This window comes from Enterobacter sp. BNK-22 (genome assembly GCF_048684805.1).
GTDB lineage: Bacteria > Pseudomonadota > Gammaproteobacteria > Enterobacterales > Enterobacteriaceae > Enterobacter > Enterobacter quasiroggenkampii.
This window is the reverse complement of the sequence record NZ_JBLQTT010000001.1, coordinates 3,521,899-3,540,927: the sequence shown is the minus strand read 5'-3', so window position 1 is coordinate 3,540,927 and position 19,029 is coordinate 3,521,899. Positions and strand designations below refer to the sequence as shown.

At 56.8% G+C, this 19,029-nt stretch carries 18 protein-coding genes, 1 pseudogene and 1 other annotated feature; of the genes and pseudogenes, 10 read left to right on the top strand and 9 right to left on the bottom strand.

Annotated elements, in window-relative coordinates; genetic code table 11:
- Positions 1 to 31: 31 nt before the first annotated feature.
- From mnmE to ACMGGE_RS16675, 6 genes and pseudogenes are all read right to left on the bottom strand, one after another.
- Positions 32 to 1,396, bottom strand: coding sequence for a tRNA uridine-5-carboxymethylaminomethyl(34) synthesis GTPase MnmE (mnmE, locus tag ACMGGE_RS16700; protein WP_021242672.1), 1,365 nt, complete (start codon positions 1,394 to 1,396; stop codon positions 32 to 34).
- 72 nt (positions 1,397 to 1,468) lie between these two features.
- A complete protein-coding gene (gene yidC / locus ACMGGE_RS16695) occupies positions 1,469 to 3,112 on the bottom strand; it encodes a membrane protein insertase YidC (protein WP_023617679.1) in 1,644 nt (547 codons plus the stop codon).
- Positions 3,113 to 3,114: 2 nt separating this feature from the next.
- A complete protein-coding gene (gene yidD / locus ACMGGE_RS16690; protein WP_001307474.1) occupies positions 3,115 to 3,372 on the bottom strand; it encodes a membrane protein insertion efficiency factor YidD in 258 nt (85 codons plus the stop codon).
- On the bottom strand, positions 3,336 to 3,695 hold the full coding sequence (gene rnpA / locus ACMGGE_RS16685; RefSeq protein ID WP_024907873.1) for a ribonuclease P protein component: 360 nt from the start codon (positions 3,693 to 3,695) through the stop codon (positions 3,336 to 3,338). Before rnpA ends, yidD begins: the two co-directional genes overlap by 37 nt.
- Before the next feature lie 16 nt (positions 3,696 to 3,711).
- Positions 3,712 to 3,852: a 50S ribosomal protein L34 gene (gene rpmH, locus ACMGGE_RS16680; protein WP_000831330.1), complete on the bottom strand. Its 141-nt coding sequence runs from the start codon at positions 3,850 to 3,852 to the stop codon at positions 3,712 to 3,714.
- Between the two features lie 228 nt (positions 3,853 to 4,080).
- Positions 4,081 to 4,131 (bottom strand): annotated as a pseudogene (locus tag ACMGGE_RS16675) (hypothetical protein); the annotation flags it as partial.
- 320 nt (positions 4,132 to 4,451) lie between these two features.
- On the opposite strand from ACMGGE_RS16675, the gene dnaA reads away from it, so the two are divergent.
- Genes dnaA through gyrB form a run of 4 tightly spaced genes read left to right on the top strand, consistent with a single transcriptional unit; the run spans position 4,452 to position 10,464 of the window.
- The gene (gene dnaA / locus ACMGGE_RS16670) at positions 4,452 to 5,846 is read left to right on the top strand and encodes a chromosomal replication initiator protein DnaA (RefSeq protein ID WP_039267117.1); all 1,395 of its coding nucleotides are present in this window, start codon (positions 4,452 to 4,454) and stop codon (positions 5,844 to 5,846) included.
- 4 nt (positions 5,847 to 5,850) lie between these two features.
- Positions 5,851 to 6,951 (top strand): DNA polymerase III subunit beta, encoded by a 1,101-nt coding sequence (gene dnaN, locus ACMGGE_RS16665; RefSeq protein ID WP_008500170.1) that lies wholly within the window; start codon positions 5,851 to 5,853, stop codon positions 6,949 to 6,951.
- On the top strand, positions 6,951 to 8,024 hold the full coding sequence (gene recF, locus ACMGGE_RS16660; protein WP_048030318.1) for a DNA replication/repair protein RecF: 1,074 nt from the start codon (positions 6,951 to 6,953) through the stop codon (positions 8,022 to 8,024). The genes dnaN and recF overlap by 1 nt, the downstream gene beginning before the upstream one ends.
- Positions 8,025 to 8,052: 28 nt before the next feature.
- The gene (gene gyrB / locus ACMGGE_RS16655) at positions 8,053 to 10,464 is read left to right on the top strand and encodes a DNA topoisomerase (ATP-hydrolyzing) subunit B (RefSeq protein WP_048030320.1); all 2,412 of its coding nucleotides are present in this window, start codon (positions 8,053 to 8,055) and stop codon (positions 10,462 to 10,464) included.
- A 34-nt stretch (positions 10,465 to 10,498) separates the two neighbouring features.
- Here the strand turns inward: gyrB and ACMGGE_RS16650 are convergent, their stop codons facing one another.
- On the bottom strand, positions 10,499 to 11,434 hold the full coding sequence (locus ACMGGE_RS16650) for a LysR family transcriptional regulator (protein WP_023616016.1): 936 nt from the start codon (positions 11,432 to 11,434) through the stop codon (positions 10,499 to 10,501).
- A 109-nt stretch (positions 11,435 to 11,543) separates the two neighbouring features.
- Here ACMGGE_RS16650 and ACMGGE_RS16645 point away from each other — a divergent pair, with 109 nt between their 5' ends.
- From ACMGGE_RS16645 to ACMGGE_RS16635, 3 genes are all read left to right on the top strand, one after another.
- Positions 11,544 to 12,569, top strand: coding sequence for an NAD(P)-dependent alcohol dehydrogenase (locus ACMGGE_RS16645; RefSeq protein ID WP_325819431.1), 1,026 nt, complete (start codon positions 11,544 to 11,546; stop codon positions 12,567 to 12,569).
- Between the two features lie 114 nt (positions 12,570 to 12,683).
- Positions 12,684 to 13,496 (top strand): sugar-phosphatase, encoded by an 813-nt coding sequence (yidA, locus tag ACMGGE_RS16640; RefSeq protein ID WP_008500165.1) that lies wholly within the window; start codon positions 12,684 to 12,686, stop codon positions 13,494 to 13,496.
- 50 nt (positions 13,497 to 13,546) lie between these two features.
- Positions 13,547 to 14,776, top strand: coding sequence for a DUF3748 domain-containing protein (locus tag ACMGGE_RS16635; protein ID WP_420293974.1), 1,230 nt, complete (start codon positions 13,547 to 13,549; stop codon positions 14,774 to 14,776).
- Here ACMGGE_RS16635 and ACMGGE_RS16630 read toward each other — a convergent pair.
- Entirely contained in the window at positions 14,773 to 15,105 is a 333-nt protein-coding gene (locus tag ACMGGE_RS16630; protein WP_032662055.1) for a YceK/YidQ family lipoprotein, read from the bottom strand. The genes ACMGGE_RS16635 and ACMGGE_RS16630 overlap by 4 nt on opposite strands.
- Before the next feature lie 249 nt (positions 15,106 to 15,354).
- Positions 15,355 to 15,426 (top strand) — a sequence feature (ROSE (Repression Of Heat Shock gene Expression) occurs in the 5'-region of heat shock genes and acts as an RNA thermometer to modulate expression.).
- Here ACMGGE_RS16630 and ibpA point away from each other — a divergent pair.
- The 3 genes from ibpA to ACMGGE_RS16615 all read left to right on the top strand — a co-directional run bounded on the left by ibpA (position 15,420) and on the right by ACMGGE_RS16615 (position 18,229).
- Complete coding sequence (ibpA, locus tag ACMGGE_RS16625) at positions 15,420 to 15,830, top strand: small heat shock chaperone IbpA (RefSeq protein WP_008500162.1); 411 nt, start codon at positions 15,420 to 15,422, stop codon at positions 15,828 to 15,830. Its footprint overlaps the feature before it by 7 nt.
- Before the next feature lie 136 nt (positions 15,831 to 15,966).
- Entirely contained in the window at positions 15,967 to 16,395 is a 429-nt protein-coding gene (gene ibpB, locus ACMGGE_RS16620) for a small heat shock chaperone IbpB (RefSeq protein ID WP_008500161.1), read from the top strand.
- A gap of 172 nt (positions 16,396 to 16,567) precedes the next feature.
- Complete coding sequence (locus ACMGGE_RS16615; protein WP_023618234.1) at positions 16,568 to 18,229, top strand: putative transporter; 1,662 nt, start codon at positions 16,568 to 16,570, stop codon at positions 18,227 to 18,229.
- On the opposite strand, the gene ACMGGE_RS16610 is transcribed toward ACMGGE_RS16615, so the two are convergent.
- Positions 18,197 to 18,943 (bottom strand): GntR family transcriptional regulator, encoded by a 747-nt coding sequence (locus ACMGGE_RS16610; protein ID WP_023618235.1) that lies wholly within the window; start codon positions 18,941 to 18,943, stop codon positions 18,197 to 18,199. The genes ACMGGE_RS16615 and ACMGGE_RS16610 overlap by 33 nt on opposite strands.
- Between the last annotated feature and the right edge of the window lie 86 nt (positions 18,944 to 19,029).

Here is a 19,029-nt window from a genome sequence, read left to right as displayed (position 1 = left end):
CCTGGAGGAAATCACCATGGATTAGCGGGAATTACTTACCAATACAGAAGCTCGAGAAGATCCGTCCCAGCAGATCGTCCGACGTAAACTCCCCGGTGATCTCGCTCAGATTCTGCTGCGCCAGACGCAGCTCTTCCGCCAGCAGTTCCCCCGCCCACGCGCCGATCAGCTGTGCTTTACCCTGAACAAGGTGGTTCGCCGCCTCTTCCAGCGCCTGAAGGTGACGACGACGCGCCAGGAAGCCGCCTTCCATGCTGGTGTCAAAGCCCATGCTCTGCTTGAGATGGTTACGCAGGTCGTCCACGCCTTCACCGGTCCGCGCCGACAGGCGAATAAGTGAGTGACCATTCACATCGCTGATACCGAGCGTTTCGCCGGTCACGTCCGCTTTGTTACGCACCACGGTGATCGGCAGTTTTGCCGGCAGACGGGCGATAAAGTCTGGCCAGATCTCCGCCGGGTCAACGGCGTCGGTCGTGGTGCCGTCCACCATAAACAGCACGCGGTCGGCCTGCTCGATCTCCTGCCAGGCGCGTTCGATACCGATGCGCTCAACCTCGTCGCTGGCATCGCGCAGACCGGCGGTATCGATGATGTGCAGCGGCATGCCGTCGATGTGAATGTGCTCGCGCAGCACGTCGCGAGTGGTACCGGCAATGTCGGTCACGATTGCCGCTTCACGTCCCGCCAGGGCGTTCAGCAGGCTTGATTTCCCGGCGTTAGGGCGTCCGGCAATCACCACCTTCATCCCTTCGCGCAGCAGGCTGCCCTGGCGCGCTTCGGCGCGAACGGCGTCGAGATCGGCCATCACCTGGTTGAGCTGGGCTTCAATTTTACCGTCAGAGAGAAAATCGATCTCCTCATCCGGGAAGTCGATAGCCGCTTCCACGTAGATGCGCAGGTGAGTAAGCGCTTCCACAAGGTGATTCACTCGCGCGGAGAATGCCCCCTGCAGCGAGTTCAGGGCGGAGCGGGCCGCCTGTTCAGAACTGGCGTCGATCAGGTCAGCAATCGCCTCCGCCTGCGCCAGGTCGAGCTTGTCGTTGAGGAAGGCACGTTCGGAGAACTCGCCCGGCTTCGCAATGCGCAGGCCCGGCAGGGTCAGGATCCGTTTTAACAGCAGGTCGAGGATAACCGGGCCGCCGTGGCCCTGTAGCTCCAGCACGTCTTCACCGGTAAAGGAGTTCGGGCCGGGGAACCACAGCGCAATGCCCTGGTCCAGCGGCGTGCCGTCGGTATCTTTAAACGGCAGGTAATCAGCGTAGCGCGGCTTTGGCAGCTTACCCAGTACCGCTTCGGCCACCTCGCGTGCCTTCAGGCCGGAGATACGCAGAATGCCTACACCACCGCGTCCCGGTGGGGTTGCCTGGGCGACGATAGTGTCGTTATGGCTCATGGTTGCTCTCGTTCAATACAAATAAAAAAGGCGGTCAATCGACCGCCCTTATTTTAGCGTTAACTTATCGGATCAGGACTTTTTCTTTTCGCGGCTATGCAGGCCACGTTTTTCCAGACCACGGTAAATCAGCTGCTGCTGGATAATGGTCACCAGGTTGCTGACGATATAGTACAGCACCAGACCTGACGGGAACCACAGGAAGAACACGGTGAAGATGACCGGCATAAAGGTCATAATCTTCTGCTGCATCGGGTCGGTCACGGTGGTCGGCGACATCTTCTGGATGAAGAACATCGTCACGCCCATCAGGATCGGCAGGATGTAGTACGGGTCCTGTGCGGACAGGTCATGGATCCACAGTGCGAACGGCGCGTGGCGCAGCTCAACGGAACCCATCAGCATGTAGTACAGTGCAAGGAAGATTGGCATCTGAATCAGCAGCGGGAAGCAACCACCCAGTGGGTTCACTTTCTCTGCTTTATACAGGGCCATCATCTCCTGGCTCTGACGCTGTTTGTCATCGCCCAGACGCTCACGCATTGCCTGAATCTTCGGCTGCAGCATGCGCATCTTCGCCATGGAGGTGTACTGCGCTTTGGTCAGCGGGTACATGATGCCACGAACGATGAAGGTGATAACGATGATGGAGAAGCCCCAGTTACCCAGGAAGCTGTGGATGAACTTCAGCAGCTTAAACAGCGGCTGAGAGATGAACCACAACCAGCCGTAATCCACGGTCAGATCCAGGTGCGGCGCAACAGCGGCCATTTTGTCCTGAATTTCCGGGCCGACCCACAGGGTGCTGGCCAGCTTACCGGTTTGACCCGGCTGTACCAGAACCGGCTGAGATTTGTAGCCGATGGCTGCAAGACCGTTACCCAGGTTCGCGGTGTAGAAGTTGTTGGTACCGTCGTTGTTTGGCACCCACGCCGTTGCGAAATACTGCTGCAGCATCGCCACCCAACCGCCTTTAGCGCTGACGTTCAGGTTTTCGTTATCGGCAATGGTGTCGAATTTGTATTTCTCGTACTTCGCGTCAGGCGTGGAGTACGCCGCGCCACGGAAGGTATGCAGCGCAAAGTTGCTGCTTCCGGTGTCACGGTGTGACGGCAGATTGATGGACTGCTTCAGCTGGCCAAAGGTCGACAGCTCCAGCGGTTTCGCACTGGCGTTCTGTACGCTGTAGCCCACGTTCACCGCATATTCACCGCGCTTCAGGGTGAAGGTTTTGGTGAAGGTGTTGCCTGCGGCGTCGGTGTACGTCATCGGGATCACGAGTTCGTTCTGACCATCAGCCAGCACAAAGGTGTCGTTCTCGACGTTATACAGTGGACGCGCACCGTTAGCCGGGTTATCCGGGCCATCACGACCGGTCAGGCCGCTCTGCGCCTGGTAGATAAACTCAGGCGTGGTTTCCAGTAACTGGAACGGTTCGTTAGACTTCAGCTCTTTCGGGTAGGTTAACAGCAGCGCCTGCTCAACATCACCACCACGGGTGTTGATAGTCAGCTCAAGCACATCGGTCTTAACCGTAATCTGTTTCCCCTGGCCACTGGCCGGTACGCCCTGGTCGGCGGCGCTACCCGCTGCGGTGGTCGTTGTCTGCGTGACCTGCTGTTGTGGTTGAGGATTTTTATCCTGCTCCCACGCCTGCCAGATCATGAAAGACACGAACAACAAAGCGATGATAAGAAGATTGCGTTGCGAATCCATCGTTAGTGTTCTCTGGTATCAAAGGGTCCTGGAGGGACGGGGTCGTCTCCACCTGGGTGTAAAGGGTGGCATTTTAATACGCGTTTCACCGTCAACCAACTGCCTTTTATCACTCCAAACCTGCGCAATGCCTCAATTCCGTAGCTTGAGCATGTTGGTGTGAAACGGCAGTGCGGCCCGAGTAGCGGACTAATCAGGCGTTGATAGACCCGAATGAGGGCTATCAGGACCCGTGAGCCAGGCGACAGTGGCGGCGCCATAATTTTTCCAACGCTTCCGAGAGAGCACGGTTATCGAGGTCGGCAACCCCTTTCTTCGCCACCACCACGAAATCCATTGAAGGCAGTTCGTGCTGACGTAAACGGAAGCTTTCACGCGTCAGACGTTTAATCCGATTGCGTTCATGCGCACGCTTAACATTTTTCTTGGCGACTGTGAGACCGATGCGGGGATGCCCCAGCGAATTTTGGCGGCCGAGGATGGTGATTTGCGGCGTGCCAGCCCGTTGTGGCTGCTGGAAGACGAAAGTGAAATGAGCGGGAGTTAACAAACGTAACTCCCTGGGAAATGCTAGCTTAACCACTCAGGGGTTAGCTTTATTACTTGGAAACGGTCAGACGAGCGCGGCCTTTAGCACGACGACGTGCCAGAACCTGACGACCATTTTTAGTAGCCATACGAGCACGGAAGCCGTGAGAACGGTTGCGCTTCAGTACAGACGGTTGAAAAGTGCGTTTCATGGCGATTTCTACCTAAACTTGAATAAATTCACTGACTTTTGCGTATACCCGAACGAGTTTCGAACGACTAACGCCTCAGCGTGGGTGATTAAAGAGGCCGGATTGTAATAATTGTACACTCCGGAGTCAATTCTCTTTCCTTATTTCCCGCGTATTTCCGCACGTTTTCGCGTGGAAAATGAGCAACGGACGACGCAGGAAGATGAGCATCACGCGCCGGGTCGAGGATTATACGGGCTCACCGACAAAGCGCAAGGATCGTCCCGGATCTTCGTTAGATCATTTAAGCAATAAATTGTCTGTGCTCATTAATTTTTCCAATATGCGGGCTAAATCGTGGGGCACTCGCGCCAGGATCGTTTACACTTAACCGGTTTCTGATCTTCCTGTGGATAAATCGGGAAGAATCTGTGAGAAACAGAAGATCTCTGGCTCAGTTTAGGCTATGATCCGCGGTCCCGATCGGGATCCCAGGATCCTGGTCAGGATAAATTGCAGATAGCAATTCGCACGTCCCCCTTTACACAGGGTCATGCCGATGTGCGCCAACAATCATGAATATTCAATAGTTTTCTTTTATTGTTCGAGTGGAGTCCGCCGTGTCACTTTCGCTTTGGCAGCAGTGTCTTGCCCGATTGCAGGATGAGTTACCAGCCACAGAATTCAGTATGTGGATCCGCCCGTTGCAGGCGGAACTGAGCGATAACACGCTGGCTTTGTATGCGCCAAACCGTTTTGTGCTCGATTGGGTAAGGGACAAATACCTTAATAACATCAATGGACTGCTGAACGATTTCTGCGGGTCAGATGCCCCACAGCTGCGCTTTGAAGTGGGTACAAAGCCGGTCACCCAAACCGTTCGTGAAACCGTGAACGTCGCAGCGCCTGCTCAGGCCGCTCCTGTTCCGGCCCCTCGCGTCGCACCCGCTCGTCAGGGCTGGGATAATGTTCCCGCACCGGCTGAGCCAACCTACCGCTCTAACGTAAACGTGAAACACACGTTCGATAACTTCGTTGAAGGTAAGTCGAACCAGCTGGCGCGCGCGGCGGCTCGCCAGGTTGCTGATAACCCCGGTGGGGCCTACAACCCGCTGTTTCTGTATGGCGGCACGGGTCTGGGTAAAACGCACCTTCTTCATGCGGTGGGCAACGGCATTATGGCGCGCAAGCCCAATGCTAAAGTGGTGTATATGCACTCCGAACGCTTCGTTCAGGACATGGTAAAAGCCCTGCAAAACAATGCGATCGAAGAGTTTAAACGCTACTATCGTTCCGTTGATGCGCTGCTGATCGATGACATTCAGTTCTTTGCCAACAAAGAACGATCGCAGGAAGAATTTTTCCACACCTTCAACGCCCTGCTGGAAGGTAATCAGCAGATCATTTTGACCTCGGATCGTTATCCAAAAGAGATCAACGGCGTTGAAGATCGTCTGAAATCCCGCTTCGGCTGGGGCCTGACCGTGGCGATCGAGCCACCGGAGCTGGAAACCCGCGTCGCGATCCTGATGAAGAAAGCCGATGAAAACGACATTCGCCTGCCGGGTGAAGTGGCGTTCTTCATTGCCAAGCGTCTGCGCTCCAACGTGCGTGAGCTGGAGGGGGCACTGAACCGCGTTATCGCCAATGCCAACTTCACCGGTCGTGCGATCACCATCGATTTTGTGCGTGAAGCGCTGCGCGATTTGCTGGCATTGCAGGAAAAACTGGTCACTATCGACAATATTCAAAAGACGGTGGCTGAGTACTACAAGATCAAAGTGGCAGATTTACTGTCTAAACGTCGTTCCCGCTCGGTGGCGCGTCCGCGTCAGATGGCGATGGCGCTGGCAAAGGAGTTAACCAACCACAGTCTGCCGGAAATCGGGGATGCGTTTGGTGGCCGTGACCATACGACCGTGCTGCACGCTTGTCGCAAGATTGAGCAGTTACGCGAAGAAAGCCACGACATAAAAGAAGATTTTTCCAATCTAATCAGAACATTATCATCGTGACGCTATGAAATTTACCGTTGAACGTGAACATTTATTAAAACCGCTGCAACAGGTGAGTGGCCCACTAGGTGGCCGCCCAACGCTGCCTATTCTCGGAAACCTGCTGCTTCAGGTCGCGGACGGTACGCTGTCGCTGACCGGTACAGATCTGGAAATGGAAATGATCGCGCGCGTTACGCTGACGCAGCCGCACGACGCGGGCGCGACCACGGTTCCGGCACGTAAATTCTTTGATATTTGCCGCGGGCTGCCGGAAGGCGCTGAAATCGCCGTGCAGCTAGAAGGCGACCGTATGCTGGTGCGCTCTGGCCGCAGCCGTTTCTCGCTCTCCACGCTACCTGCTGCGGACTTCCCGAACCTGGACGACTGGCAGAGCGAAGTGGAATTTACCCTGCCGCAGGCAACGATGAAGCGTCTGATTGAAGCCACGCAGTTCTCCATGGCGCATCAGGACGTTCGTTACTACTTAAACGGCATGCTGTTCGAAACCGAAGGTGAAGAGCTGCGTACCGTGGCGACCGACGGCCACCGTCTGGCGGTCTGTTCCATGCCGATTGGCGACTCACTGCCAAACCATTCGGTGATCGTGCCGCGTAAAGGGGTGATTGAGCTGATGCGTATGCTCGACGGTGGCGACACGCCGCTGCGCGTGCAGATCGGCAGCAATAACATCCGCGCTCACGTGGGCGACTTTGTCTTCACATCGAAGCTGGTTGACGGCCGTTTCCCGGATTATCGCCGCGTATTGCCGAAGAACCCGGACAAAACGCTGGAAGCCGGTTGCGATAGCCTCAAGCAGGCGTTTGCACGTGCGGCCATTCTCTCTAACGAGAAATTCCGCGGCGTGCGTCTGTATGTGAGTGAAAACCAGATCAAAATCACCGCCAACAACCCGGAGCAGGAAGAGGCAGAAGAGATTCTGGACGTCACCTACGCCGGGGCTGAGATGGAAATCGGCTTCAACGTTAGCTACGTGCTGGATGTGCTGAATGCGCTGAAATGCGAGAACGTGCGCATCCTGCTGACCGACTCCGTTTCGAGCGTACAGATTGAAGATGCCGCATCACAGTCGGCTGCCTATGTTGTCATGCCAATGAGACTGTAATGTCGCTCACCCGTCTGTTGATCCGCGACTTTCGCAACATCGAGAGCGCGGATCTCGCTTTATCCCCTGGCTTTAACTTCCTGGTTGGCGCGAACGGCAGCGGCAAAACCAGCGTGCTGGAAGCCATCTATACGCTCGGCCACGGCCGGGCGTTTCGCAGTTTGCAGATTGGTCGCGTCATTCGCCACGAGCAGGAATCCTTTGTTCTGCACGGGCGTTTACAGGGCGAGGAGCGGGAGACCGCCATCGGCCTGACCAAAGACAAGCAGGGCGACAGCAAGGTGCGCATCGACGGTACCGACGGTCACAAGGTGGCCGAGCTGGCGCTGCTGATGCCGATGCAGCTGATCACGCCCGAGGGGTTTACTTTACTCAACGGCGGCCCCAAATACAGAAGAGCGTTCCTCGACTGGGGATGCTTTCACAACGAAGCCGGATTCTTTAACGCCTGGAGCAACCTGAAGCGTCTGCTCAAGCAGCGTAACGCCGCACTGCGTCAGGTGACGCGCTACGCCCAGCTGCGTCCGTGGGACATGGAGTTAATCCCTCTCGCGGAACAGATCAGCCGCTGGCGTGCCGAATACAGCGCAGGTATCGCCGAAGACATGGCCGACACCTGCAAACAGTTTTTACCTGAATTCTCTCTCACCTTCTCCTTCCAGCGCGGCTGGGAGAAAGAGACGGACTATGCCGAGGTGTTAGAGAGAAGCTTCGAGCGCGACCGCATGTTGACCTACACCGCGCACGGCCCGCACAAGGCGGATTTCCGCATTCGTGCTGACGGTGCGCCGGTGGAAGACACGCTGTCGCGCGGGCAGCTCAAGCTCCTGATGTGTGCGCTACGCCTGGCACAGGGGGAGTTTCTTACCCGCGAGAGCGGGCGACGCTGCCTGTACCTGATAGATGATTTTGCCTCGGAACTTGACGACGCGCGGCGCGGGCTGCTTGCCAGCCGCTTAAAAGCCACGCAGTCGCAGGTTTTCGTCAGCGCAATAAGCGCTGAACACGTTATAGACATGTCGGACGAAAATTCGAAGATGTTTACCGTGGAAAAGGGTAAAATAACGGATTAACCCAAGTTGAAATGAGCGAGAAACGTTGATGTCGAATTCTTATGACTCCTCCAGTATCAAAGTCCTGAAAGGGCTGGATGCGGTGCGTAAGCGCCCGGGTATGTATATCGGCGACACGGATGACGGCACCGGTCTGCACCACATGGTATTCGAGGTGGTAGATAACGCTATCGACGAAGCGCTCGCGGGTCACTGTAAAGACATCGTGGTCACCATCCATGCGGACAACTCCGTCTCCGTCACCGATGACGGTCGTGGCATCCCAACCGGTATTCACCCGGAAGAGGGCGTCTCTGCGGCGGAAGTGATCATGACCGTCCTGCACGCAGGCGGTAAGTTCGACGATAACTCCTATAAAGTTTCCGGCGGCCTGCACGGCGTGGGTGTTTCGGTAGTAAACGCCCTGTCGCAGAAGCTGGAGCTGGTTATCCAGCGCGAAGGCAAAATCCATCGTCAGCTTTATACGCACGGCGTGCCGCAGGCACCGCTGGCCGTTACGGGCGACACCGACAAAACCGGTACCATGGTGCGTTTCTGGCCGAGCCTCGAAACCTTCACCAACGTCACCGAGTTTGAGTACGACATCCTGGCGAAACGCCTGCGTGAACTGTCGTTCCTGAACTCCGGCGTCTCGATTCGCCTGCGCGACAAGCGTGACAACAAAGAAGACCACTTCCACTACGAAGGCGGTATCAAGGCGTTCGTTGAGTATCTGAACAAGAACAAAACGCCTATTCACCCGAATATCTTCTACTTCTCCACCGAAAAAGACGGTATCGGCGTGGAAGTGGCGCTGCAGTGGAACGACGGTTTCCAGGAAAACATCTACTGCTTCACCAACAACATTCCACAGCGTGACGGTGGTACTCACCTTGCAGGCTTCCGTGCGGCGATGACCCGTACCCTGAACGCCTACATGGACAAAGAAGGCTACAGCAAGAAAGCGAAAGTCAGCGCCACCGGTGACGATGCCCGTGAAGGCCTGATTGCCGTTGTCTCCGTGAAGGTGCCGGATCCGAAGTTCTCCTCACAGACCAAAGACAAGCTGGTCTCTTCTGAGGTGAAATCGGCGGTTGAGCAGCAGATGAACGAACTGCTGAGCGAATACCTGCTGGAAAACCCGTCCGACGCGAAAATCGTGGTGGGCAAAATTATCGATGCGGCGCGTGCCCGTGAAGCGGCGCGTAAAGCCCGTGAAATGACCCGTCGTAAAGGCGCGCTGGACTTAGCTGGCCTGCCGGGCAAGCTGGCTGACTGCCAGGAACGCGACCCGGCGCTGTCCGAACTGTACCTTGTGGAAGGGGACTCCGCGGGCGGTTCTGCGAAGCAGGGCCGTAACCGTAAGAACCAGGCTATCCTGCCGCTGAAGGGTAAAATCCTCAACGTTGAGAAGGCGCGCTTCGACAAGATGCTCTCTTCTCAGGAAGTGGCGACGCTCATCACCGCGCTGGGCTGCGGCATCGGCCGTGACGAGTACAACCCGGACAAACTGCGCTACCACAGCATCATCATCATGACCGATGCGGACGTCGACGGCTCGCACATTCGTACGCTGCTGTTGACCTTCTTCTATCGTCAGATGCCTGAAATCGTTGAACGTGGCCACGTCTACATTGCCCAGCCGCCGCTGTACAAAGTGAAGAAAGGCAAGCAGGAACAGTACATCAAAGACGACGAAGCGATGGATCAGTACCAAATCGCGATCGCACTTGATGGCGCGACCCTGCACGCGAACTCGCACGCTCCTGCACTGGCCGGTGAGCCGCTGGAGCGGCTGGTGTCCGAGTTCAACGCCACGCAGAAAATGATTACGCGTATGGAACGCCGTTATCCGAAAACGCTGCTGAAGGAGCTGGTTTATCAGCCAACCCTGACCGAAGCCGATCTGAGCGACGAGCAGACCGTCACCCGCTGGGTGAACGCCCTGGTGACCGATCTGAACGAGAAAGAGCAGCACGGCAGCCAGTGGAAATGCGATGTTCAGCAGAACGCCGATCATCAGTTCGAGCCGATCGTTCGCGTGCGTACCCACGGCGTCGACACCGACTACCCGCTGGAGCACGAATTTGTGACCGGTCCGGAATACCGTCGCATCTGTACGCTCGGCGAGAAGCTGCGCGGCCTGATCGAAGACGATGCGTTCATCGAACGTGGCGAACGTCGTCAGCCGGTAGCCAGCTTCGAGCAGGCGCTGGACTGGCTGGTGAAAGAGTCCCGTCGCGGCCTCGCGATCCAGCGCTATAAAGGTCTGGGCGAAATGAACCCAGAGCAGCTGTGGGAAACGACCATGGATCCGGAAAGCCGTCGCATGCTGCGCGTTACCGTTAAAGACGCGATTGCTGCAGACCAGCTGTTCACCACCCTGATGGGTGATGCGGTTGAACCACGTCGTGCCTTCATCGAAGAGAACGCCCTGAAAGCGGCAAATATCGATATTTAATCGACGTTATACCGCACGATAACTGGCCGCGCTTTTAGCGCGGCTTTTTTATGGGCGCAGGCATATCCAGCGACATCACGGACGGTAAACGGCTCGCCAGCGTGTCTATGGCCATTCTTACCCTCAGCGGCAGGTGCGGCGTCTGCTGCCAGACCGCATGGACGTCAAAATGCACATCCGGCGCCTGCTTCAGGAGCGGGACGAGTTTTCCCTGATGGATTTCTTTAACGGCCATCCAGCAGGGGAGCCAGGCAATGCCGTGCCCGGTCAGCGCCGCGTCGCAGATGGCCTGCAAATCATCCATATTGAGTGATGAACGGGGAGTAAAGCTGTGTGAGGTCCCTTCATTATCCATCAGCTGCCAGGAGAGGACTCTGCCTGCGCGCAGATAGTTAATCGCCGTATGATGGGGTAAATCAGCCACGCTTTGCGGCTGGCCTTTCTTCTGCAGATAATCCGGCGCGGCACATAGCACCATGCGGTGTTCCCCCAGCTTTCTGGCGACCAGCACGCTGCTGTCCTGCAGCGTGCCGTTACGCACCGCCATATCAAACCCTTCCTCTACCAGATCCACCACGCGGTCGCTGAACGACATTTCAAGCTCAAGCCCGGGGTGTTCCTGCGCCAGTTCAATCAACAGCGGCGCGACGCACTGGCGACCAAAGAGCACCGGCATGGCAACACGCAGGCGACCACTGACCTGCTGTTTCCCTGTTTCAAGCAGCGACTCTGCGCCCCGAATCTCCTCCAGCGCGCGCAGGCAGCGCTCGTAGAACAGGGCGCCGTTATCGGTCAGCCGCTGGCTGCGTGTGGTGCGTTGAAAGAGCCGTACTCCGAGGCGTTCCTCAAGGCGAGCAATGCTTTTTCCCACCGCCGAGCGCGACAGGTGCAGGCGAACTGCGGCCTGTGCAAAGCTTCCTGCCTCCACGGCAGCGACAAAAACAGGAATATCTTTCAGCGTATCGGTCATGGATTGTATCCATTCAGGCATCAATAAAGAGAAAACTTATCGCCACTGGTGACGAAGAGTCAACGCTAGACTGTCGGTACTGAAGCTTATTTGATCGCAGGAGAGAGAAATGACACAGACAATGCAACGCTGGACGATGAACGCCCTCGGGCGCGAGAGCCTCACACTCACTCAGGAGCCCATTCCACAGCCAGGCCCGGGTGAAGTACGCGTGCGGGTGAATGCCGTTGCGCTCAACTATCGCGATAAAATGGTGATTGAAGGCACGATGCCGATTCCGCTCTCCTTCCCGTTTACCCCGGCGTCTGACATGGCGGGCGTCGTAGACAGCGTTGGTGAAGGCGTCACGCGTTTCCAGCCCGGCGCTCGCGTTATCTCAACCTTCTTCCCGGAGTGGATCGACGGTAAACCGCAGGCGGACGCGCGCAATTTGCCCTATAGAACGTCCGGCGGATACTTCCAGGGAATGCTGGCCGAGTATGTGATTGTGAAGGAAGACGCGCTGGCGGCATCGCCGGAAACCCTGGATGACGCAGAGGCCAGCACCTTACCCTGTGCAGGGCTTACCGCCTGGTTCGCGCTGGTGGAACGCGGCCAGCTGCGCGCCGGGCAATCGGTGCTGGTACAGGGGACGGGCGGCGTGGCGATTTTCGCCCTGCAAATTGCCAAAGCGCACGGCGCAGAGGTATTTGTCACCTCGGGGAGCGATGAAAAGCTGGAGTTGGCCAAAAAACTGGGGGCCAGCCAGGGCATCAACCGCCTGAAAGGCGACTGGGCTGAAAATACGCTGGCACTGACGCAGGATCGCGGTATCGACCATATTATTGAAACCGTGGGCGGGGAGAACCTGAAGCACTCCCTGCGCGCCGTTGCCGTTCATGGACGTATCTCGGTCATTGGCGTGCTGGCCGGCACTGACATTTCGCTCTCTGCTGGCGAACTGTTGCTGAAATCTCCCGTCATTCAGGGGATCGGTGTAGGACACCGCAGGGCGCTGGAAGATTTCGTCCGCGCTGTTGATGTCACCGGCCTGAAACCCGTGATTGAGCATCGCTACCGTTTTAACGAGCTTGAACAGGCACTTGAGCATCTGGATCGCGGTGCGTTTGGTAAAATCGTTCTCACTCGCGAGTAGGTCTTTATTCCCCGGGAGAAGCGTAAAAGGGGGCTTTTGTTGCGCAATATAGCTCTATTTTTGTGTGCTTAATCGCGTTAGCATGAGGCAGCACTCATTTATCCCGGGGAACTCATGGCTATCAAACTTATTGCAATCGATATGGACGGCACGCTGTTGCTGCCAGACCACACTATCTCTCCAGCCGTTAAGAACGCGATCGCCGCGGCACGCGCCAAGGGTGTGAATGTGGTCCTCACCACGGGGCGTCCGTATGCGGGCGTGCACAGCTACCTGAAAGAGCTGCACATGAATCAGCCTGGCGACTACTGCATCACCTATAACGGCGCGCTGGTACAGAAAGCCGCGGATGGCAGTACGGTTGCGCAAACCGCGCTGAGCTACGATGACTACCGGTTCCTGGAAAAACTGTCCCGTGAAGTGGGCTCCCACTTCCACGCCCTCGATCGCAATACGCTTTATACCGCCAACCGTGATATCAGCTACTACACGGTACATGAATCCTACGTGGCGACCATTCCGCTGGTGTTCTGTGAAGCCGAGAAGATGGATCCGGCCACCCAGTTCCTGAAAGTGATGATGATCGACGAGCCGGAGATCCTGGATAAAGCGATTGCGCGCATTCCGGCCGAGGTGAAAGAGAAATACACCGTGCTGAAAAGTGCGCCGTACTTCCTTGAAATCCTCGATAAACGCGTCAATAAAGGCACCGGCGTGAAATCGCTGGCCGACGCGCTGGGCATCAAGCCGGACGAAATCATGGCGCTGGGCGACCAGGAAAACGACATCGCGATGATTGAATTCGCGGGCATGGGCGTGGCGATGGATAACGCCATTCCGTCGGTGAAAGAAGTGGCTAATTTTGTCACCAAATCTAACCTCGAAGACGGCGTGGCTTACGCCATTGAGAAGTTTGTGCTGAACTAAACACCCGCTTGCTATACCCTGATGCGATAACAGCGCATCAGGGTATCCTCATGAAACAAATCACCTTCGCTTCCCGCAACCACCAGCTGACCAACATCAATATCTGGACGCCGGACAGCCAGTGGCTGGTCTATGACGTGCGCCCGTCAGGTGCATCGTTCACCGGAGAAACCATCGAGCGGGTCAACGTCGGCACGGGTGAGGTAGACGTGGTTTACCGCGCCACTGACGGCGCGCACGTTGGCGTGGTGACCGTTCATCCTGCGCAAGAGAAATACGTCTTTATCCACGGTCCGAAAAACCCGGATGCAGACTGGCACTACGATTTTCATCATCGTCAGGGGGTGATTGCGCATCACGGTCAGGTGAGCAACCTGGACGCGATGGATATCACTTCGCCGTACACCCCTGGCGCGCTGCGCGGCGGCAGCCACGTCCATGTCTTCAGCCCGAACGGCCAGCTCGTCAGCTTTACCTATAACGATCACGTGCTGCACGTGCGCGACCCTAAACGTGATTTACGCAACGTCGGCGTGGCGGCGCCTTACGGCCCGGTGAAGCCGCAGGGTAACCATCCCCGCGAATACCCGGGCGCTTACTGGAGCGTGCTGGTCAGCCGCACGACGCCCAACCCGCAGCCGGGCAGCGACGAGATTAACCGCGCCTATGAAGAGGGCTGGGTGGGCAACACCAGGCTGGCGTTTATCGGCGATACCCTCTCTGCGCAGGGCGAAAAAGTTCCGGAACTGTTTATCGTCGACCTGCCGGAAGAGGAGCAGAGCTGGAAACGCGCGGGCGATGCGCCGCTGCAGGGCACCGAAGAGACCCTGCCAGCCCCGCCTGCAGGGGTGAAGCAGCGTCGTTTGACCTTTACGCATCAGAGGGCTTATCCGGGTCTGGTGAACGTGCCGCGTCACTGGGTTCGCAGCAACCCGCAGGGAACGCAGATCGCGTTTCTGATGCGCGACGATAACGGCATTGTGCAGCTGTGGCTGATCTCGCCTGAGGGCGGCGAGCCGCGCCAGCTGACGCAGACCGCGAGCGGTATTCAGTCTGCGTTTAACTGGCATCCGGCGGGTGACCGACTGGGGTTTGTGCTCGAAAACCGGATCGCCTGCTGTGACGCGCAGACTGGAGAGGTGACGTTTTTGACGTCCGATCACGGCAATCCGCCGTCTGCTGATGCCGTCGTGTTTTCTCCGGACGGGCGCTTTATCGCGTGGATGGAAGAGACAGGAGGTTTCCGTCAACTTTGGTTAACGGAAACCGCGCAGAACTAGCGTGGAGGCATGTCAGCGGGCGGGATAACGGCGTTTGTCGCCAGATTCTCCTGCTCGCTTTTTTCTACCCGTGAGCGCACGGAGTTGTCCTTACGAAACATATCCCACGGCAGCAAAAGCGTATCCGCCACAGCCGTAAACGGCATATCCAGGATAACCAGGGATTTGGTGCCCCAGTTTGTATCGTCATCGGAGATCATCGCCGCGCTGGCGCGCGTCCCCGGATATGTTCCTTCTTTACCGCCGGTGTGAGACATCACGCTCGAACACCCGCAAAGTAAAACAACCCCGCTGAACGTCGTCAGCTTTATCAGAACATTTTTCATCATCACTCAGTCATCGTTAATGGCACTGCATAGACCTGCAACTCAGGGTTATAACGAGCCTTAACCAAAATGGATAGCCCGATAACCCCGCACTGTGGCAGCCATCGCAATTTAACCCTTTGTGCTGTTGTCCCAGTCTAAGCGAGATGCAGGAAAGTGCAAAAAAAAGTGCAGTCGTCGTGCTTGAAAAGCCCGGTTGCAGACCCATTTTAAGAATACGACCCGATAATGAACTCGCCTGATGGGTGTTCGGGGGGCGCAAAGGCCTGTCCATGGTGGAAGGCTTAATTTTCTCGCTGATTTCAGGAGTTTTATTTATGCGTAACTTCGATCTTTCTCCGCTATACCGTTCTGCAATTGGTTTTGACCGCCTGTTTAACCATTTAGAAAATAACCAAAGCCAGAGCAACGGCTACCCTCCATACAATGTTGAGCTGGTTGACGAAAACCACTACCGCATCGCCATTGCCGTCGCCGGTTTTGCAGAAAACGAACTGGAGATCACCGCGCAGGACAACCTGCTGGTGGTGAAAGGTTCCCATACGGCCGAGCAGAAAGAACGTACCTACCTTTACCAGGGCATCGCTGAGCGCAACTTTGAACGCAAGTTCCAGTTAGCCGAGAACATTCACGTGAAAGGCGCGAACCTGGTCAACGGCCTGCTGTTTATCGAACTGGAACGTGTGATTCCGGAAGAGAAAAAACCGCGTCGTATCGAAATTAACTAATTATGCGGGTCGCGCGAGCGGCCCATCCAGACTTGCTTGCCGTAACGGGAGCATATGCGAATCCATCCGGATTTGCAGGAACAACTGCGCACAAAATTAAACTGTGCCGAACTCGCTTCTCAGAAGGAGATTTAGTATGCGTAACTACGATTTATCCCCCTTACTTCGTCAGTGGATTGGTTTTGACAAACTGGCTAATGCCCTGCAAAACACCGCTGAGCAACAGACGTTTCCGCCGTACAACATCGAAAAAAGCGACGATAACCACTATCGCATCACCCTGGCGCTGGCCGGCTTCCGTCAGGAGGATCTGGATATCCAGCTCGAAGGCACGCGTCTGACCGTGAAAGGTACGCCAGAGAAACAAGAGACCGAGACCAAATGGCTGCATCAGGGGCTGGTTAATCAGCCGTTTAGCCTGAGCTTTACTCTGGCAGACCATATGGACGTCTCCGGCGCAACGTTTACCAACGGGCTGCTGCATATTGACCTGACCCGTAACGTGCCGGAAGCCATCGCGCCACAGCGTATCGCCATTAGCGACCGGCCGGCGTTAAACAGTTAACAAGCCCGCCGAACCTGTAGGTCGGGTAAGGCGCAGCCGCCACCCGACATCGCTCACAGACCGCACAAGGCCCTGCCCCGGCAGGGCTTTTTTGTGCGCCATCGCCCATACAACCGCCCACGGCTCTGAGAGAATCCTTAGCATAACTAAGGTTATGCCAAGGAAGTGGATCATGAGTGATATCGCGTTAACCGTCAGCGTGTTGGCCCTGGTCGCTGTTGTTGGCCTGTGGATAGGGAATATCAAAATCCGCGGCGTCGGGTTTGGGATCGGCGGGGTGCTGTTTGGCGGCATTTTTGTTGGGCACTTTGCCGACCAGCTCGGGCTGGTGCTGAGCGCCGAAATGCTCCACTTTACTCAGGAGTTCGGCCTGATCCTGTTCGTTTATACCATCGGGATTCAGGTGGGGCCGGGTTTTTTCGCCTCTCTTCGTGTCTCCGGCTTACGGCTCAACCTGTTTGCCCTCGGCATTGTGGTGATGGGCGGGTTGGTCACCGCCATTCTGCATAAAATCTTTGCTATCCCGCTGCCCGTGGTGCTGGGCATTTTCTCCGGGGCGGTCACCAACACGCCCGCGCTCGGTGCCGGGCAGCAAATCCTGCGCGATTTGGGCATCGAACCCGGCATCGTCGACCAGATGGGGATGAGCTACGCCATGGCCTATCCGTTTGGCATTTGCGGCATTCTGCTCTCCATGTGGCTGGTCCGCGTCCTGTTTCGCATTAACGTCGATAAAGAGGCAAAGGACCACGAAACCACCCTCACCAACGGCCATATGCCGATCAAAACCATCAACATTCGGGTTGATAACCCCAACCTGAACAATATGGCGATTCAGGACGTGCCGATCCTGAACAGCGCCAATATTATCTGCTCCCGCCTTAAGCGCGACGATATGCTGATGGTGCCCGCGCCCGGCACCATCATTCAGCAAGGCGATCTGTTGCACCTGGTTGGCCAGCCCGGCGATTTGAACAATGCCCGTCTGGTGATTGGTCAGGAAGTGGATACCTCGCTCTCCACGCGCGGCACCGATATGCGGGTGGAGCGCGTTGTGGTGACTAACGAGCACGTACTGGGTAAAAAAATACGCGATCTGCAGGTAAAAGAGCGCTATGACGTGGTGATCTCCCGCCTCAACCGTGCGGGTGTCGAGCTTGTCGCCAGCCCCGAGGCCAGCCTGCAGTTCGGGGATATCCTCAACCTGGTGGGTCGCCCCTCGTCCATCGACGCCGTGGCGGATATGGTGGGTAACGCCCAGCAGAAACTGCAGCAGGTGCAGATGCTGCCGGTGTTCATCGGTATTGGGCTTGGCGTGCTGCTCGGCTCTATTCCGCTGTACGTGCCGGGCTTCCCGGTTGCGCTCAAGCTGGGCCTGGCGGGCGGGCCGCTGATTATGGCGCTGATCCTCGGGCGTATCGGCTGCATCGGTAAGCTCTACTGGTTTATGCCGCCGAGCGCCAACCTGGCGCTGCGCGAGCTGGGCATCGTGCTGTTCCTGGCGGTGGTCGGGCTGAAGTCCGGCGGGGATTTCGTCGATACGCTGGTCAAAGGCGAAGGGATGAGCTGGGTCGGCTACGGCATCTTTATCACGGCGATTCCGTTGCTGACGGTGGGCATACTGGCGCGGATGTTCGCCAAAATGAACTACCTGACGCTGTGCGGCATGCTGGCGGGCTCCATGACCGATCCGCCCGCGCTGGCCTTTGCCAACAACCTGCACACCACCAGCGGCGCGGCAGCGCTCTCCTATGCCACCGTCTACCCGCTGGTGATGTTCCTGCGCATCATCACCCCGCAGCTACTGGCGGTGCTGTTCTGGGGGATGGGCTAGCAGGTCGTCCGGGTGGATGCGCCGCAGATGGTAGTCCACCTGGTAATCACTGGTATTGCGGAACATCACGGAATAATTGAGGAACTCGCCGCTATCGCTGTAGGAAAGGGAGGTGATACGCAGCAGCGGCGTCTGTTCCGGCAGGTTCATATAACCCGCCAGCTGCTTATCGGCCAGCACCGGCGTCAGGCTCTCGTAGTTGCCGCTGATGGTGATCCCGCACTCCTTCTCTATGTAATCAAACTTTGACCCTTCAAGATGCGCCAGCGACAGATTGCGAAACAGCTTCACCGGCATAAAACTGTCCTCCAGCATCAGCGGCTTTCCGTCCACGTAGCGCACCCGTCGGGAAAAGTAGATCCGCTCATCCACCTGAATTCGCAGCTGGCTGGCGATGGCGGGCGGGGCGGGCATCACTTCGAACTGCAGCACCTTGCTCTGCACTTCTTTTCCCTGCTGACGCAACACCTCCACCAGCCCGGTCAGGTTGGTGGTTTCGTGGTGAACGTCTTTGCGTGACACAAACGTGCCGCTGCCGTGCCGCCGTTCAACCAGCCCCCAGCTCACCAGCAGATCCAGCGCCTTGCGGATGGTCATTCGCGCCACGCCGAACTCCTGCGCCAGCGCTTTCTCGCCCGGCAGCGGACTGCCGATGTTGTAGTCCGACGAATTCAGCCGCAGCCGCAATCTGTCAGCAATGGATTTGTAGATCACCAGTAGACCTCTCTGCCCTTATCAGGGCGTGGATAGCGTCCTGACATGTCCATATTTACCGCAAAAAGTAGACCTGATTGGTCAAA

Bases quoted from the DNA above. Each gene is read 5' to 3' on its own strand.
- mnmE (WP_021242672.1), bottom strand. From the start codon at position 1,396: ATGAGCCATAACGACACTATCGTCGCCCAGGCAACCCCACCGGGACGC.
- yidC (WP_023617679.1), bottom strand. From the start codon at position 3,112: ATGGATTCGCAACGCAATCTTCTTATCATCGCTTTGTTGTTCGTGTCT.
- yidD (WP_001307474.1), bottom strand. From the start codon at position 3,372: ATGGCGCCGCCACTGTCGCCTGGCTCACGGGTCCTGATAGCCCTCATT.
- rpmH (WP_000831330.1), bottom strand. From the start codon at position 3,852: ATGAAACGCACTTTTCAACCGTCTGTACTGAAGCGCAACCGTTCTCAC.
- dnaN (WP_008500170.1), top strand. From the start codon at position 5,851: ATGAAATTTACCGTTGAACGTGAACATTTATTAAAACCGCTGCAACAG.
- recF (WP_048030318.1), top strand. From the start codon at position 6,951: ATGTCGCTCACCCGTCTGTTGATCCGCGACTTTCGCAACATCGAGAGC.
- gyrB (WP_048030320.1), top strand. From the start codon at position 8,053: ATGTCGAATTCTTATGACTCCTCCAGTATCAAAGTCCTGAAAGGGCTG.
- ACMGGE_RS16650 (WP_023616016.1), bottom strand. From the start codon at position 11,434: ATGACCGATACGCTGAAAGATATTCCTGTTTTTGTCGCTGCCGTGGAG.
- ACMGGE_RS16645 (WP_325819431.1), top strand. From the start codon at position 11,544: ATGACACAGACAATGCAACGCTGGACGATGAACGCCCTCGGGCGCGAG.
- yidA (WP_008500165.1), top strand. From the start codon at position 12,684: ATGGCTATCAAACTTATTGCAATCGATATGGACGGCACGCTGTTGCTG.
- ACMGGE_RS16635 (WP_420293974.1), top strand. From the start codon at position 13,547: ATGAAACAAATCACCTTCGCTTCCCGCAACCACCAGCTGACCAACATC.
- ACMGGE_RS16630 (WP_032662055.1), bottom strand. From the start codon at position 15,105: ATGATGAAAAATGTTCTGATAAAGCTGACGACGTTCAGCGGGGTTGTT.
- ibpA (WP_008500162.1), top strand. From the start codon at position 15,420: ATGCGTAACTTCGATCTTTCTCCGCTATACCGTTCTGCAATTGGTTTT.
- ibpB (WP_008500161.1), top strand. From the start codon at position 15,967: ATGCGTAACTACGATTTATCCCCCTTACTTCGTCAGTGGATTGGTTTT.
- ACMGGE_RS16615 (WP_023618234.1), top strand. From the start codon at position 16,568: ATGAGTGATATCGCGTTAACCGTCAGCGTGTTGGCCCTGGTCGCTGTT.